The sequence below is a fragment of the Campylobacter concisus genome (genome assembly GCF_002165815.1).
In the GTDB taxonomy this organism is placed as follows: Bacteria; Campylobacterota; Campylobacteria; order Campylobacterales; family Campylobacteraceae; genus Campylobacter_A; species Campylobacter_A concisus_BH.
The window spans coordinates 222,577-239,024 of record NZ_NDYN01000005.1 but is presented as its reverse complement, the minus strand read 5'-3'; the positions used below and the strand labels follow the sequence as shown (position 1 = coordinate 239,024).

The window sequence follows — 16,448 nt, the reverse complement described above, 5'->3', positions numbered from 1 at the left end:
AACAAAAATAGCCTTAAATTTTTAATCCTTTAGATATTTTAAAAGCTCTTTTAAATTTAGAGGTATGACGCTACCATGGGTTTCATTTTTAAAAAGCTCAAAGTGAGAATTTATCCCACTTTGCTTTAAAATTTGGGCTAGATCACTCGCCTTTAAAATGCCAGCTTTGTCAGTTTTGCCCTTTCTCTTTTCAAGCTCGCCAACGCTAAGAAAGACGAATTTGGCCTTTAGTTTCTCTTTAAATTTACCATCATTCACATTTTGCTTTAAAATTTCAGACTCGCCCCACCAAAGAGATGGCGAAGCAATAAAGAAATTTGAAAATACGCCCTCATTTTTAAGCATCGCATAGAGCGTAAAAAGGCCGCCAAAAGAGTGTCCATAAAGGCTCTTTTGGCTGCCTTGCACGTTAAATTTCTCATCGATTAGCGGCACTAAATTTTTAGTTAAAAAGTGGTAAAACGCATCTGCGCCACCACCTTTGCTAAACTCCTCGCCCTCTGCTTTTGGTGTGAGATCTCTTGTGCGTTTTTCTACTTCGTAGCTTTTGTCTGTGTCATATCCTATGCCTATTATTAGCGGGGCAGTCGTGGCGTCAAATTCGTTTAAAAGCATGTTAAACTGGGCGTTTGCGTCAAGCAAGAAAAGCACGTTTTTAAACTCATTTTGCTCCTTTAGCTTGGCTGTGAAAATTTTATAAATTTCATCATTTGCGCTCATTTTAAAGGTTGAAATTTCAAATTTACTAGCGGCTTTTTCGCTTAATGGCTCAGGCGTTTGTTGTGGAGCCGCTTGTAAAATTTGCATCACACCAAGCGTAAAAAGCAAAAATTTAAAGGCCCTTACCATTTTGCAGCGACCTTAAACCAAAATCTCCTACCCTCTTGCGGATAAAAGTAGTATGTATCGCCCACAAGCGCCTCATCGTATCTTACCTTATCAAAGATATTGTATGCATTTAGGCTAAGAGTTAGGTGCTTGTTTGCATCCCAACTGACGCCTGTATCGAAGGTGAGTAGGTCTTTTGTGTTCTCTCTTACGCTGTTGCCAGCACCAAAATTTACACTTGTTAGCTTACTCTCGTAGTTTGCGCCAAAAAATGTCTTGACGCTTTTTACAGGCTTATATGTAAGCGTGGCGTGAAGTGTGTGCTCTGGCGTTGCTGTTAGGCTTTTGCCATCAAGTCTGTTAAGCCCAGTTTGGCTAAATTTCATAGGGCCATTTGGCGTATTTATCGTTGGGTTGCCAGTTTTTATCTTTGACTTATTGTAGGTGTAGTTTGAGCTTAAATTTAGATTTGAAAGGATGTCATAGTCGCCACTTAGCTCTACGCCCCAAACGGTCGCACCTTCTATGTTAAAGTAAGTTCCCCAACCAGGGCAAGTAACGTGTGGTGCATTTGTGCAAGTGCCAAAGGCTGGAATCCCATTTACTCTTTTACTGCCGTCAGTGTCTAGGATCTTATCTTTAAACTCATTTCTAAAAAGCGTTACCGAGCCTCTAAAATCAGCTTGATTATCATAATATGCTCCAACTTCATAAGTCGTGCTCTTTTCTGGTTTTAGGTCTTTATTACCAAAATCAACTATCCTCCAGCCACCTTGAATAGTGCCTACTTCTGGAGAAATTTGATTGACATTAGGTGTTTTATAGCCAGTCGCTACGCCACCTTTTAGGCTTAGCGTATCTGTGGCGTTATAGACTAGATAGGCTCTTGGCGAGAGGTGGTTGCCAAAAAATTCGTTGTGCGTGAGCCTTGAGCCAAGCGTTAAAAAGAGCTTCTCATCTAAAATTTGCCACTCATCTTCGATAAATCCCGCATGCTCGCTCATCGAGTAGGTCTTTGGGTCTTTTAAGCCGTTTTTTGAGGCGTTTGAGACGATGAAGGTCGTGCCGACATTTTGCTTGCTAAAGTCATAGCCAAAAGTTAGAGTATGTGCGCCAAAAAAGGTTGTAAATTTTGAGTTAAAGTTGTGATTTTTAGCTTTTGCTGGTATAAATTTGTCAAAAAGGCTCGTTCTTTGCGTCTGGTCGTAAATGTAGCTAAGATCGGCATTTAGGCTATCAAATTCGCCAAGGTAGCCCACGCCATAGCTCTTTTTCTCGTAGTCATAGGCGTTTAAAAACTTATTTGTATTTATAGTGGCTGTTTTACCGACGGTGCGCGAGTAGTCGTGTTTTTCACTTGAGCCAAGGATGAAAAATTTATTGTGTTCATCTGGCGTGATCCAAAGTTTTGCGCTTAAATTTCTCTTATCACTCTTTTGATAGCCGCCTTTGTAATTATCCTCATCTCTTAGCTTTTTATATCCCCAAAGCTGAAGCGCAAAAAGCTCTTTATAAAGAGGTAAATTTAGATAAAAGTCGCCCTGCCTGCCATCTCCTATGCCTTTATGCGCATTTATCGTGGTTGAGATGCCGACGTTGCCGCTAAATTTTGAAAAGTCCTTTTTGGTAATGATATTTATAACTCCTCCAACCGCGTCGCTACCATAAAGCGAGCTCATAGGGCCACGGATGACCTCTATACGCTCGATCGCTTCAGCTGGCGGGATGAAATTTGAGTTCATATCCCCTGCTCCGCCCTTTGGGTTTGCACTGCTTGAATTTACTCTTTTGCCATCAATCAAAACTAGCGTTTGAGACTTCTCCATGCCGCGTATCGAGATACCACTAGCTGCCCCGTCCTCGCCACCGACGACATTTACGCCTGGCACTTTTTGCGCGATTGAATGAAGTGAGGTAAAGCTATCTTTTGTTAGCTCATCACCGCTTATCACGCTGATGCTTGCAGGGGCTTCTTTTATCTGCTGCGAAAAGCCGCTCGCGCTTACTACGATGCCATCTAGCTTGGTTTCGTTATTCTCTTTCTCTACTGCATAGAGAGAATTTGCCACACAAGCACTAAGGCAAATGGCGATAAATTTTGATCTATTCACGGATATCCTTTTGTTAAATTTAATCTTTGATAATGAAAGCGAAACGCAAATTTAACAAAGCAAGCATAAAAACAATATTAATTATCATAATTTTAAATGATAATGTAGAAAAAATTTATGAAAATAAAATTTAAATCAATCTAAGAGGAGCTAGACCCAAAGCGAGTCTAGCAAATTTGAAGTTATTTTGAAGCGACCATTTCGTTGTATGAGTTAAATATCTCTCTACTTAGATCTTCGAGCTTTCTAAATTCAGTGACAAAATGTTTTAAATTTTTCTCGTTATAGCCCTTGCCAGCTTCTGTCAAGATGGCTTTGATGTTTTTGTTAAACTCATCCACCAAATGGCGTGATTTCTCGTATGTTTTAGTGTGGCTAAAGCTCTTTGCACACTCGTTTTCATACCACGCTACAAGATCGTCTGCGTCTTTTGCTATATCGTCGCCGTAGCCCTGCTCATTTACAGTGTCTGAATAAACGCCCACTTTATAGACGATGATAGCTATCTTAGCGATGATGCCAAAGGTCTTATCTTCTACATATTTTGATCTTTGGGCTGTCTCTTTTGCATTTTGATTAAAGCTAGCTAAAGTTTGTTTGAAATTTTCGACATTTGCTGTGGCAATCTTTGAAATTTCATCTATCTTTTTAGAATTTTCATCTATATCTTTGGCTTCTTGCTGAAGTGTTTGGATATTTACGCCGATCTCATGTGTCGCTTTTTGGGTATTTTCAGCTAGTTTTCTAACCTCATCAGCGACAACAGCAAAGCCACGTCCATGCTCACCTGCGCGTGCTGCCTCAATAGCTGCGTTTAGAGCTAGCAAATTTGTCTGCTCAGCTATATCTTTTATCAAATTTACAACCGAAGTGATGTCATCTGTTCTGCTATTTAGCGTGCTTATAGCGTGGCTTGAGCCCTCTATCAGCTCTTCAAGTGAGCTCATATTTACGCTTAGTTCATTGATGCTTTGTGTTGTATCCTCAGCGATCCTAGCTGTATCTTGTGCCATGTGCGCCATTTGGCTTAGGTTTTTGATGCTCTCATTTAGATCGTTTCTAACATCTTCTATGCCGTCGTTGCCATTGCCAAGTGTATCAAGCTCTTTTGAAAGCAGGCCACGAACTTTGCTTTTGTGACTATCTTTTATGCCAGTTACGCCGTTGCTCATAGAGATGGCATTTTGTTTAAATATACCGCGAAATCCCTCTGTAAAGATATTTCTATATGTTAGTCCGCTTTGAGCAGCGTCTATTGAGGTTGAAATTTCTCTTTGGAGCGCCTCTACTTGATCAAGCAAGTCATTTATACCAAGTGCTACTTCATAAAGAGGGTCATTTTCTTTTACATTTACTATCCTAGGCTCTAATATGCCGTTTCTAGCTGAGCCTACCACGCTTAAAATTTCATTTATAGAGTCAAGTTTTTTTCCAAACATCTTATAGCCTTTGAAGGTTATTTATAAATTCATCATAACTTATATTTTTTTCTTTTAAAAATTCAGTTAAAAATTTCATCGAAGCATCCATGCCACCGCTTTTTTCTACCGATAATAACTTTTGATATATAGGCTCTATTATCTCAATCGCCTTTGGATTTGGCTTGCGTCTAACTGAGTAGTAGCCAACTGGATTGTTTTGCACATCAAGCGAAGTTGTGATATTTGCAAATACCCAGTAGTACCCGCCATCAAAGCTTTTGTTTTTAACATAAGCAAAAATTTCTTCTTTATTTTTTATGCGCTCCCAAAGTAGCTTGAAAACAGCTCTTGGCATATCTGGGTGTCTTATGATGTTGTGAGGCTTACCCAAGACTTCAGCTTGCTTTGCTCCAACTATCTTTAAAAATGGCTCGTTACAATACGTAATACGTCCTTTTAAGTCGGTCTTTGAGACCAAAAAGGCGCTCTCTTCGACCATGTGTTCTTTGTTTTCAGACATCTTCTCTCCTTTAAGATTTTAATTATTTTAGTTTTTAACGGCTTTTGATAGATCCCACATCGGCAAAAATATACCAAGAGCTAGTAAAAGCACCATACCTGCTATAAAAACGAGCAAGATAGGCTCGATATAGTTTGAGATGTTATCAATAATATCGTTAAATTTCATCCTGTAATAGTCAGTTACTTTTCCGGTCATATCGTCTAAGCTACCGCTTTGCTCGCCAGCGCTTATCATCTGTATGAGCATATTTTCATATAAATTTGTATCTCTAAAAGCCTCTGTTAGGCTAACACCCCTACCAACAAGTATCTTAACACCGCTTAGCTTCTTTTTGATATCCTTGTTTGAAACCGTTATCACAGCTGTATCAAGGGCATCTGCTATAGGCAAACCAGCTCGAACAAGCTCTGTAAAGATGAGGTTAAACCTGCTCATATTCGAATAAAATATGATCTTGCCGATGAGATAGACTTTCAAAAGGTATTTATCGACCTTATCTTGAAATTCTTCACTCTCAAGGTAGTATTTTCTAAGCAAATATCCGATAAACGCAAGTGCTCCAAGGATATAAAAGCCGTAGTTTGTCATTACGTATTCGATATTTAGCAAAATTTTAGTTGGCAGTGGTAGCTCTGCATTTAACTGCTCGAAAATTTCTCTAAACTGCGGCACAACAAGTATCATAAGGATGACAAAGGCTATAATGATCGCGCAAATGACTGTTATCGGGTATCGGATAGCTTTTTTAAATTTTTGCTGATTGTCCCAGACCTCTTGCAAGATAGAGGCGAGCTTTGCAAGCGCGTCAGCCATATTACCAGTGCTTTCCCCTAGTCTTATCATCGCAAGCGTTACGTCGCCAAGCTCTTCTTTGAAATTTTCTATGCTATTTGTGAGGCTTGAGCCTTGATTTAGCTCCTCATCTATAGTCTGAAATATAAATTTAAGGCGCTTATCCTCGGTGGAGTTTGCAACCTCTTTAATGCTATCGTGGATAGAAATTCCAGCATTTGTCATAACGCTAAGCTGTCTTATGGTGGCAACTAAATTTGGGATTTTGACCTTTGGATTAGTAAAAGCCTTTGCGATTACATTTTGTAAATTTTCAAAGTTATTTATGCTAGAAGTTTGCGTCTCTTTGATCTTGACGATCATGCCAGTGACATTTGCTTTATCTTTGATCTCACTTTTATTGTTCGCTCTTAGGCTCATCTTGTGGCGTTTGCCGTTTTGGATGTACTCAACCTCAAAGTATTTCATATCTTAGCAACCCTATAAACTTCTTCAAGCGTGGTTATGCCATTTGCTGCTCTTATAACGCCATCATGAAACATATCTATAAAGCCCTCTTCGTAAGCTACGCTTTTAAGCTCATCTTTAGAAGCACCATTTGCAACCATGCTTGCTATATGGTCACTAATAGGTAAAATTTCACTTATCATCTCACGTCCTAGATACCCAGTTTGTGAGCATTGCGGACATCCGACGCTTTTATAAAACTGGTAGTTTTCAGGGACAAATTTCTTAACCTCGTCAAATGCCTTTTGAGATAGAGTGATCTTTTGTTTGCAGTGTGGGCAGAGCTTTCTAACAAGCCTTTGAGCCTCTATGCAAACGAGCGCGCCGCTTACTAGATAAGGCTCGATGCCCATATCTATCATACGAGGAAGCGCGCTAATGGCGTCGTTTGTGTGAAGTGTAGAAAAAACTAAGTGACCAGTAAGTGCCGCTTGTATCGCTATGCGAAGCGTCTCTTGATCCCTGATCTCGCCTATCATTATGACGTCTGGATCTTGCCTCAAGATAGAGCGAAGGGCTGAGACAAAGGTAAGTCCAGCCTTTTCATTTACGTGCACTTGTTGGATCATATTTAGCTGGTATTCTACTGGGTCTTCAACTGTGATGATCTTAGTTTTTACGCTTTTTATATCATTTAGCGCGCCGTAAAGTGTTGTTGTCTTTCCTGATCCTGTTGGACCAGTAACAAGGATGATGCCATAAGGCGCTTTCATGCTCTTTTTAAATTTAGCGAAGTTATCAGGATGCATGCCAAGATCTTCTAAATTTATAATAACCTTTGACTTATCCAAAATCCTTAAAACTATACTTTCGCCATTTAAGATAGGTAGCGTCGAGATACGAAAATCATACTCTTTGTCTAAAATTTGAGCTGAAAATCTACCATCTTGTGGGCGGCGGCGCTCTGCGATGTCCATGTTTGAAAGTAGCTTCATACGGCTAACCATCGGCGGATAGATATCTTTATCAAATATAAATGTCTCGCTTAGCATGCCATCGATCCTGCTTCTTACGATGCAGTTTGTCTCGGTCGGCTCGATGTGGATGTCGCTGGCTCTGCTTTGGATAGATGTTTTTAAGATGATCTCTATTAGCTTTAAAATTCCAGAGTTTTCAGTGTTTTGACCTTGACTAGCTGAGCTTGAAAGCTCTCTTCTGATCTCTGTTATCACATCTTTTATACTCTCATTTAGTGCTAGCTTGCTTATATATTTTTCTATCTGAGTTGGCTGAGCGATGGCAACTTTTAGCAGTTTTCTATTAAATAAATTTTGCACCTTATCTTGAGCCATAACGTCAAATGGGTTTTTAAAAGCGACATATACGCTTATCTCATCTTCTTTTACTGGGATCGCGCTATATGTTTTTAGCTGAGCGGTGCTTAGCTTCTCACTGATGCGGTAGTCGATATCGATATCATCAAGGTCAAAGTATAAAACCTTAAATTTCTCGCTTATAAATTTAACAAAAGCCTTTATGTCAAGCTCAAGATCGTTTGAAATTTCATCGATATTTACATGCCCTCTTCTGTAAATATCAGACAAAATTTCCATAAAATCTTCATCATTTATTAAATTTTCATCTCTTAAAATTTTAACAAGACCTTTGCCTTCTTGCTCGCTTATCTGCTTTATCTTTTCTATATCTGATGTGCTTAGTTTACCGTTTTGTTCTATATTTTTTAAGATTACATTTTCTACATTTTTCATTATCTATACTCTATTTGTGATTTCAGGTCGTTATTTTTAAAAATTTTAAGCACTAGCTTTGGTATTTGTCCATTTGTTGGGCTTATCTCATATCTTGTGTCAGAATTTGGCTCTTCAAAGATAAATGTGCCAAGCTCTTCGACATACTCTTTTTTTACAAATTTATCAAACAAAAATGAAAGTATATAATCACTCTTCGGAAGCCTGATATAGCTTATATCAACGCCATCTATCATAGCGTGAAATAAGAGCTTTTTCTTAAATAAGATGTCAGCAAAATAGGCAGCATTTTCTCTTGATTTTTCGCTCTTTACTAGTTTATCGATCGGAGTTGCTAGCCTATTTAGATCGTTCATCTTTATGCAAGCGATGCCAAACATAGAAATTTGCTCTTCGTTATTTTGTGTTTTTAAAAATTCTTCAACTTTTTGGTTGCAGACTTTTGCATAGTTTGCGCTGTTAAAGTCATCCCTTATCTCAGTCAGGCTAACAGCAAAAACTTCACAAACAAAAACCAAAAAAATAACAAAAAATTTCATAATGTTCCACTTTTTATCTTATTTATAAGCTCATTTATCGAAGCTTTGTTTAAGTTTTTATTATACTCCCTTAGAGCTTTGACGGCATCATCGCTTTGTTTTAGCTTATATTTTGACTTTGCAAAGATGATCCACGACTCCTCTAAGCTATTATCTATATCGTTCGCAGCAAGCGACCACTTTATAGCTTCTTTGAAATTATTATTTCTAAAATTTAATCTAGCAAGCTCAAGTGCGATAGTTGGATTGTTTGTTTTTAAAAACTGCTCTCTTAGCACGCTCTCTTCATTTGATGCTGAAGTTACTTGTATATTTACACGCTTTCTAGCTGGTTTTGACTCAAGATCTATCACTTCATCTTGTGGCACGCTCATGCCGTTTATGCCATTTTGTTCGCTAAGTGGCTCTTCATCAGGGATATTTAGCTTAAGCCACCCTTGTGAGCTTCTTTGCCTTTTTGGCTCATTTTTTGAAGTATCGTTTGTTTCGTTTATCTTTACAACCTCTTCTAGCTTTTTGGCTATCTTATCAGCTAGCTCATCTTGCTTCTTACCCTCTTCAAATTTAGCCTTAGCAACCTCGCTCTTTTGCTTTAGCTCGCTAAGCATGCTTGCATTTGTTTCGTTTTTTTCTACCATTTTTACTGCGGTTGCATTTTTGGCTAAAAATTTATCGCTTTTACTAGCAAGACTTGGGGTTTTTTCTATGCTTAGCGCTATCAATGCAGCCAGCAAAATGATGATAAGTAAAAGCTCGATGATTAAAATTTTAGAGTTTTTGGCATTAAAAATTTTATGCAAAAAGCCACCATTTTTTTTCTTGTAGCTTTCATAAAGCTTTTCTAGTCTTTGAATTTCTTGTGGTTCAAGCATCGATTAGCCCCGCATCAAGTGCAGCCATGGTGAGTATCATGATATTTGCCTTATCACCGCTAAGCTTTGAAGGCTGATACTGCTCGTAGTATTCGCAAATTTCATAGAATTTATACATGATCTTGTTTAGCGTTCTTAAATTTCCACCGCAAAATGAGTAGGCGCACTCGTAGTCTTTTTTCTCAAATTTAAGATATTTGTCATAGTTTTTTTGACTAAGCTTTCTTTGTAAGTAGATGATGATCTCATTTACATCAGCGCTACTTAGCTCGATGCTCTCCCAAATTCTAGTCTGAAAATAATCTTTTGCTAAAATATCTTCGTTTTCAGTTTTGTGTATCGTAAAGAGAAATTTAAACATCCTAGTATCAGCCATAAGCCTTATCTTCTCGATAAGCTCAGTCGGATAGAGCTGCGCTTCATCTAGGATAACCGTCATTTGATTTTTTAAAATTTCATCTTTACTACTAAAGTCTTTTGAATAAAATTTTATAAAGCTCTCGAAGTTGTTTATATCTTCAAGCTTTTTTCCATAAATTTGCTCACAAAGTGCTTCGATAAATGTCGCCTCGCTAAAAAATGGATGCGGGAAAAAGATGAGACTTTTATCTTCTTTTAGATCATTTGCGATCTTGTTTAGCAAAAAGGTCTTGCCGCTACCTGGCTTGCCATAAAACAAGATGAGCTTAAGTGGCTTTTTTAGAGCTAAAACTATCTTGTTGTAGCAGCTTATAGAGTTGTCTAAATTTACGAAATTTAAACTCTCGTCTTCATCTATGAAAACATCTTTTATATGTGTATAAATATTTTCGTTACTCATAGATCGATTTAGAAAATCCTAGATCTTTTAGCGACTGCTGAACTGGTTTTGGATCTTCAAGATCAACAACTCTTGGCGTGATGACAAAGATAAGCTCAGTAGTTTTTACGCCATCTCTTGTGCTTTTAAAGACACTTCCTATCAAAGGTATGTCAGCTAGAAGTGGCACGGCTGTATTTTGCTTATTTTTAGTCTGTCCGATAAGTCCGCCAAGTATGATCGTATCGCCGCTATTTACCTGAACGACGGTTGAAAGCTTTTTCTGAACTGTATCAGGGGCGATCTCTCTAATGGCTGTATTTTGTGATCTTATGTCGTCTTCTGCATACTTAAAGCTGCTTAAGCTTGGGTTGATGCGAAGCATGATCTTGTTGTTATCTGAAACTTCTGGAAGCAAATTTAACAAGATACCGATAAATACAGAGTATTGCTTATAAGTTGTTGTAAGCCTGTTGTTATTGTTATTGTTGCTACCATTATCCGTCTCTTCCATTACGCGGTAGTTTATATTATCGCCCACAGAGATTAGCGCTTGTTGGTTGTTTAGAGTGGTTACTTTTGGGCTTGAAACGACCTTTGTTTTGCCATTTGTTTCAAGGAAATTTATCATACCATCAAGGCTAAAGTTTAAATTTGCAGCGATATTTAGTGTGCGGCCAAAGCCATCGCTTAAGCTGTTGCCCTTGTTTGTCCAGCTTGCACTTGAGCTTGCATTTGTGCCTGAATTGCCTATATATGAGTTAAATCCAAGCTCAAATTTACTCCAATCAACGCCTTGCTTATACTCATTATTTAGATCAACTGCGATGATAGAAACGTCGATGATGACTTGTTTTTTAAGTCTTCTTTGCATCTCAGCTATATATTTTTCAACGCGTTTTAGCTGTGACGGGGTAGCTGTAACCGTGATAAGTCCAGCATTTTGGTTTATGATAGGATCTGGCGCTGTGATGTGCTCACTGCTATTATTCAAGATAGCTTTTAGCTCAGCATCAAGCTTCTCCCAGAAGTCAAATTTCTCAGTTGTTCTTATCAAATTGTTTTCATTTTTTATGTCGTTTGAGCTAGTATCACTGCTTGAGCTATTGCCTACTTCTGACGGAGAGGCATCAACTGAAGCTTTTGTGATAGCTGTGCCCTCACGGATAGAGGTAATATAGTCTATTTTAAAAATTTTTGTTTGAAGCGATGAGATTTTTAAGACATTATTTGAAAACTCATAGCTTAAATTTTTCTCGTTTAAAAGCAGATCAAAGACCTCGCTTAGGCTCATATTTCTAATATTTACGCCAAAGACTTTATCATCAAGCTCTTTTTTGCTATAAGCATCTTTTGCAACGATACTAAAGTCACACATTTCAGAGAGCTGGTTTAAAACATCGCCAAGACTTATATCGTCTGTGATCTTCATACTAAAATTTTTACTCAAGCATGTGCTTGGTTTTGCCATCATAGGGATAGCTAAAAATGAAGCTAACGCCGCAGTTATAATAAATTTACTTAATTTTGATACCAACATTTTTACTTCCATTTTTAAGAGTTAGTTCTTGTTTTTCATCATCTTTTACGATGATAACCTTGCTATTTTGAACACTTGTGATGTTGTAATCATCAACCATATCTCCCACTTTATACCACTTGCCATTTATATTTGCTTTATTTAGCAAAATGGCTTTTAGCATAAACCCCCTTGCAGAAGAGTATTTTGTAGTATTTTGATCACCTTTTGGAGCAACTGGCAAATTTAGCTTGAAAGGATCTTGTAAGCTAGAAATTTCACCGCTATTAAGCCCCTTTCTTTGCTCCTTTATCTTAACAAAAACTTCATCATAGTTTTTCATCTCTCCTTCAAACTCATTGCCAAATAGGCTTAAAGCTAAGATTAAAAATAAACCAAATTTTTTCATCAGTACTTCATACCCCACACAGAGATAGAGAGCTTAGCTCCTAGATCTTTTTGAGTGGAATTTATATCCATCTTGTGAAGATCTACTACGAGTTTTGACTCTTCAAGTCCGTTTATATAGCTAAGCATATCTTTAAAATTTCCAAGGCAAGTGACATCTATATTTAAAATTTGCTCTATCTTTTGGAAATTTGGCTCTTTTATATCACTTTTAAGCTCTAAAATTTTTATATTATTTTGTTTTGCCAAAAGCACGATACTATCTATATAGTTTGCCCAGTTTTGATTGTCAAAAAGCAAAAATGAAAGCTCTTTAAGCTTTGAATCAAAATAGGTATTAAATTTCAAAATATTCGTGTAGCGAAGTTTTAGATTGCTTAAATTTCTATTTTCTTCATTTATCTTAAAATTCCTATCGCCATCAGGGGAGCTCACTGAGGCTAGATAGTTTCTAGTGTTTTCTAGCTTTGTAGAAATTCTCGTATGTTTATCAAGCTTTTCATCAAAGAAATTTTGCGCAGGATCAAAGCATAGCATATAGACAAGATAAGCTATGATAAGCGCTGAGCCAAGAAAAATGAGGTTTGTTTCGTTTGGCTTTTTGCTATCAAAGTATTGATCTATTTTGCTTAAAATATCTTGTCTCATTGTCTAATCTCTATGCTTATATTACTTTCATACTCGTGTTTAGCGTCATCTGAGCGAATTTTTTTAGTATTTACCAAGTATTTTTCATCTTTGCTGATATCTTTGATCAACTGGGTTATCCTTTTTTCATTATCGCTAACTGCAGTTATAGTCAAATTTCTATCGTTATTTACGATGTTTGTGATATGAACTGCGTTTAGATTTAAAATATCGGTAATTTTAAAAAGATTTAAACCCTTCATAGCGTAATTATCTTTTTTATTTTCGATCTCAGCAAGCAGACCTTTTCTGAAATTTAGCTTTTCATTCTCTTTTTGAGTCTGTTCTTTTACCGCCTCTTGTTCTCTTGAAATTTTAGCTAGCGTCTCTTTTATCTGCATCTCTTGTGCGTTTAGGACGCTATATTCGTCATTTAGTCTTGCGCTGTCTTTTTCTAAAACAAGACCAGCTATGTAGTTGTAAGCTGGATATAACATACTTAGCGCAAATGCCGCAGCGCAAGTGAGCAAAAATTTACCACTTTTTCTTTTGACAAATGGATCTGGACGGAGCATATTTGAGAGGTTAAAATTCTCATAAAATGGCTCTTTGGTATAAAATCTACCAAATAAAGCCATAATGTTATAACGCTCGTTGATAGTGTAGTTTTTGTTGTTTATCGCAACTTTTATGTTTATATACTCTGCATCCAAACCAAGTTTGGTTGAGATGAAATTTGCAAAATTTTTGATCTCATAGTCGCAATCTATGTAAATTTTCTTTATAGATATGCCATTTTGGCTATTTATAATGTTTAAAATATCGTTAAAGTAAAAGATATAATCTTCAAAAACTGTGTTTAGATCGTAGTTAAAGCCATCATCATCTTTATTTACAAGTCCTCTTTGAGATAAAACTTCGAGAAATTTATCATCGCTTAGGCGGTCGCCGCTTTGCTCTAAAAATTTATCTTTGAGATAGTTTAGGTTATAGCGAATTTCTCTTGCAGTAAAAAAATCACCATCTAAATATATGCTTAAAAATGATTCATCTTTTCTAAGCGCGATAAAGCAGTCTGCTTGCGTGCTAGGTAGCAAGCCTTTTTTATAAATAGCAGAGTAGATCAAAGGTTCAGGCGCAAGGTAGTCGATATATGGGACCTTTTTTGCAACTGCTTTAAAGGTCGAATTTATATCTTCATTTGTGATAGCAAAAACAGTAAAAATTCTCTCTTGAGCTTTTGTAGAGCCTTCTGAAAAGAATATCTTATTGTCAAGCGCTGGATCAAGTGAGAGCTCTGCATAGGTCTTTGAATAAAGCTCCTCATAAAGAGTGTCGTTATCAACGCTTCTAGGGATAAAAAATGTTGTTGTTTTTAAGTCTTTAAATTTGATGTATGAGATGAAAAAGTCGCGTTTATTGACTGTTTTTGAAAAGTTAAAAGCTTCTACATTGCTGTTGTGATAACGAAATCCTTTATAGTCATACGGGTCTAGTGCAACTATAGAAATTTCACTATTTTTTTTAATATTCATCATGAATCAAAAAACCTTCCTAAACGCTTATATTGGGTATTTTAATATCTTTAAAATAAAAAATCAATAGCCGATTATCTGATTTAGGCTCTTTTCTTCTTTACTCCAGCCTTTTTTAACGACTACATCGAGCTTTAGAAATACCTTTGTGTTGGTTAAATTTTGTATTAACTTTCTTGCAAAAATTCCAATTCTTTTAATGGTTTCACCATTTTTTCCGATGATCATACTTTTGTGGATGTCACGCTCCGTGATGATGCTCGCATAAATTTCAGTGATGCCTGTTTTTTCTTTTACACTTTTTATGATCGCATCGCTAAGATAAGGTATTTCGTCGCTTAAATTTTCATAGATCGCTTCAAGTATAAATTCTCTAAAAATTTCCTTCTCATTTGTCGGCGTGAGAAATTCTGGATCATAAAAGTACTCATGCTCTGGTAAAAGCTTGCAAATTTCATCAAGAAGCGGCTTTTTATAGGTAGGCTGCTTGGTGCTAAAAGTAAGCAAAGCTGCAAATTTATCTTGAAATTTTTGATACTTTGTGATCTTTTCAAGTACTTTAGCATTTGAGCTCTCATCGACTTTTGTTAGCACTAAGATGTGTGGTTTTTCAGGATTTAGAGCTAGAAATTTCTCATAGTCGCTTGTATCATCATGGATAGGCGCTAAAAATACGATGAGATCGCAGTCTCCCATCGATTTTATAGCTTGGCTAATTAGCAGTTGATTTATCGCTTTGTTGCTCTCGTGAAGCCCTGGCGTGTCGGTGAAGATGATCTGATCTTCACCGTTCATTACTATACCATTTATCTTTCTGCGAGTTGCGTTTTGCTTGTGCGAGACAATGGCGATCTTTTCGTTCAATAAGGCATTTAAAAACGAGCTTTTGCCAGCATTTGTGCGTCCTATGATGCTAACAAAGCCCGATTTCAAAGTATATACCTCGCTAGATCTTGATCCTCAACCACGTCTTTTAGGCGCTCTTTTACAAGCTCTTTTGTCACATTTATCTTCTCGCCGCTCTTTTCGCTAGCCTCAAAGCTGATATCTTCTATCACGCGCTCGATCACCGTATGAAGGCGTCTAGCACCGATATCTTCCATCTTTTCATTTGCTGCGTGAGCGATCCTTGCTATCTCTTTTATCGCTTCATCGTCAAATTCTAGCTCGACATTTTCAGTTGAAAGAAGTGCGATATATTGTTTTAAAAGTGAATTTTTTGGCTGAGTTAAAATTTGATAAAGCGCGTCCTCATCAAGGCTATCAAGCTCAACCCTTAGTGGGAAACGGCCTTGAAGCTCAGGGATGAGATCGCTTGGCTTGCTTATGTGAAAGGCGCCAGCTGCGATAAATAAAATATGATCTGTCTTTAAATTTCCAAATTTAGTATTTACATTTGAGCCCTCAACGATAGGTAGCAAGTCTCTTTGCACGCCTTCTTTGCTAGGATCTTGCCTATTTGAGCTACCTGAGCCAACAGCGACCTTATCGATCTCATCTATAAAGATGATGCCCTCGTTTTCAGCTCTTCTTAAAGCCTCTGTTTTTACGCTCTCAAGGTCTAAAATTTTATCATTTGCCTCGCTTTGAAGGGCTTTTTTAGCGTCTTTTACCTTCATCTCTTTTTTGATGTTTTTGCCGCCGATGCCAATTATCTTGATAAAGCTCTCTTGCATCTGCGCCATATCAGGTGGCACGTTTGAGCCAGCTTCAAGTGGGTTTTGCTGCACCTCGATCTCGATACTTAGCTCATCAAGCTCGCCGTTTCTTAGCCTATTTAGCATCTTGTCATAGCTCTTTGCGTACTCTGCTTGCTTCTCTTCGCTAGCACCTTTTGGGAGTGGCGGAAGTAGCTTTGAGACGATCTTTTCTTCGATGTAGGCGTTGATTTTATCTTGATTTTTCTCGCTTTGCTCGTTTTTTACGAGATTATATGACGCCATAGCAAGGTCTCTTACCATGCTCTCAACGTCACGACCAACAAAGCCAACCTCAGTATATTTGCTAGCCTCGACCTTGATAAATGGCAGACCCATCATCTTTGAAAGACGCCTTGCGATCTCAGTTTTACCAACGCCTGTTGAGCCGATCATCAAGATATTTTTTGGCATGATGTCATCTTGCAAGCTCTTTTCAAGCTTCATACGGCGATAGCGATTGCGAAGTGCTATCGCTATGATCTTTTTGGCGTCCTTTTGACCGATCACATAGTCATCTAAAAATTTAACAATTTCTCTTGGTGTTAAGTTCATTTTCTC

General features: G+C 37.4%; 14 protein-coding genes and 1 pseudogene. All 15 read right to left on the bottom strand.

Annotation, left to right across the window (positions count from 1 at the left end; all coding sequences use genetic code 11):
* Window positions 1–21 precede the first annotated feature (21 nt).
* Window positions 22–849 (bottom strand): alpha/beta hydrolase, encoded by an 828-nt coding sequence (locus B9N65_RS06220; RefSeq protein ID WP_087583222.1) that lies wholly within the window; start codon window positions 847–849, stop codon window positions 22–24.
* A complete protein-coding gene (locus tag B9N65_RS06215) occupies window positions 843–2,939 on the bottom strand; it encodes a TonB-dependent receptor domain-containing protein (protein ID WP_087583221.1) in 2,097 nt (698 codons plus the stop codon). Before B9N65_RS06215 ends, B9N65_RS06220 begins: the two co-directional genes overlap by 7 nt.
* 182 nt (window positions 2,940–3,121) lie before the next feature.
* Window positions 3,122–3,829, bottom strand: a pseudogene (locus B9N65_RS11440) (methyl-accepting chemotaxis protein); the annotation flags it as partial.
* 550 nt (window positions 3,830–4,379) lie between these two features.
* Complete coding sequence (locus B9N65_RS06205) at window positions 4,380–4,880, bottom strand: PAS domain-containing protein (RefSeq protein WP_087583220.1); 501 nt, start codon at window positions 4,878–4,880, stop codon at window positions 4,380–4,382.
* A gap of 27 nt (window positions 4,881–4,907) precedes the next feature.
* Complete coding sequence (locus B9N65_RS06200) at window positions 4,908–6,143, bottom strand: type II secretion system F family protein (RefSeq protein ID WP_012001751.1); 1,236 nt, start codon at window positions 6,141–6,143, stop codon at window positions 4,908–4,910.
* Window positions 6,140–7,891: a GspE/PulE family protein gene (locus tag B9N65_RS06195; protein WP_002940441.1), complete on the bottom strand. Its 1,752-nt coding sequence runs from the start codon at window positions 7,889–7,891 to the stop codon at window positions 6,140–6,142. Before B9N65_RS06195 ends, B9N65_RS06200 begins: the two co-directional genes overlap by 4 nt.
* Window positions 7,891–8,430 carry a hypothetical protein gene (locus B9N65_RS06190; protein ID WP_009293846.1) on the bottom strand — a complete coding sequence of 180 codons (540 nt, stop codon included), beginning with the start codon at window positions 8,428–8,430 and terminating at the stop codon, window positions 7,891–7,893. Before B9N65_RS06190 ends, B9N65_RS06195 begins: the two co-directional genes overlap by 1 nt.
* Window positions 8,427–9,302 carry a CDC27 family protein gene (locus B9N65_RS06185; protein WP_087583219.1) on the bottom strand — a complete coding sequence of 292 codons (876 nt, stop codon included), beginning with the start codon at window positions 9,300–9,302 and terminating at the stop codon, window positions 8,427–8,429. The genes B9N65_RS06190 and B9N65_RS06185 overlap by 4 nt, the downstream gene beginning before the upstream one ends.
* The gene (locus tag B9N65_RS06180; protein WP_012001747.1) at window positions 9,295–10,122 is read right to left on the bottom strand and encodes an ATP-binding protein; all 828 of its coding nucleotides are present in this window, start codon (window positions 10,120–10,122) and stop codon (window positions 9,295–9,297) included. The genes B9N65_RS06185 and B9N65_RS06180 overlap by 8 nt, the downstream gene beginning before the upstream one ends.
* Window positions 10,115–11,641: a pilus (MSHA type) biogenesis protein MshL gene (gene mshL / locus B9N65_RS06175; protein WP_087583218.1), complete on the bottom strand. Its 1,527-nt coding sequence runs from the start codon at window positions 11,639–11,641 to the stop codon at window positions 10,115–10,117. The genes B9N65_RS06180 and mshL overlap by 8 nt, the downstream gene beginning before the upstream one ends.
* A complete protein-coding gene (locus B9N65_RS06170) occupies window positions 11,619–12,029 on the bottom strand; it encodes a hypothetical protein (protein ID WP_087583217.1) in 411 nt (136 codons plus the stop codon). Before B9N65_RS06170 ends, mshL begins: the two co-directional genes overlap by 23 nt.
* Window positions 12,029–12,676, bottom strand: a complete 648-nt coding sequence (locus B9N65_RS06165) for a hypothetical protein (RefSeq protein ID WP_012001744.1) — start codon at window positions 12,674–12,676, stop codon at window positions 12,029–12,031. The genes B9N65_RS06170 and B9N65_RS06165 overlap by 1 nt, the downstream gene beginning before the upstream one ends.
* The gene (locus B9N65_RS06160) at window positions 12,673–14,193 is read right to left on the bottom strand and encodes a C4-dicarboxylate ABC transporter (protein WP_087583216.1); all 1,521 of its coding nucleotides are present in this window, start codon (window positions 14,191–14,193) and stop codon (window positions 12,673–12,675) included. The genes B9N65_RS06165 and B9N65_RS06160 overlap by 4 nt, the downstream gene beginning before the upstream one ends.
* A 60-nt stretch (window positions 14,194–14,253) precedes the next feature.
* Window positions 14,254–15,123 (bottom strand): GTPase Era, encoded by an 870-nt coding sequence (gene era / locus B9N65_RS06155; RefSeq protein WP_012001742.1) that lies wholly within the window; start codon window positions 15,121–15,123, stop codon window positions 14,254–14,256.
* A complete protein-coding gene (gene hslU / locus B9N65_RS06150) occupies window positions 15,120–16,442 on the bottom strand; it encodes an HslU--HslV peptidase ATPase subunit (RefSeq protein WP_012001741.1) in 1,323 nt (440 codons plus the stop codon). The genes era and hslU overlap by 4 nt, the downstream gene beginning before the upstream one ends.
* Between the last annotated feature and the right edge of the window lie 6 nt (window positions 16,443–16,448).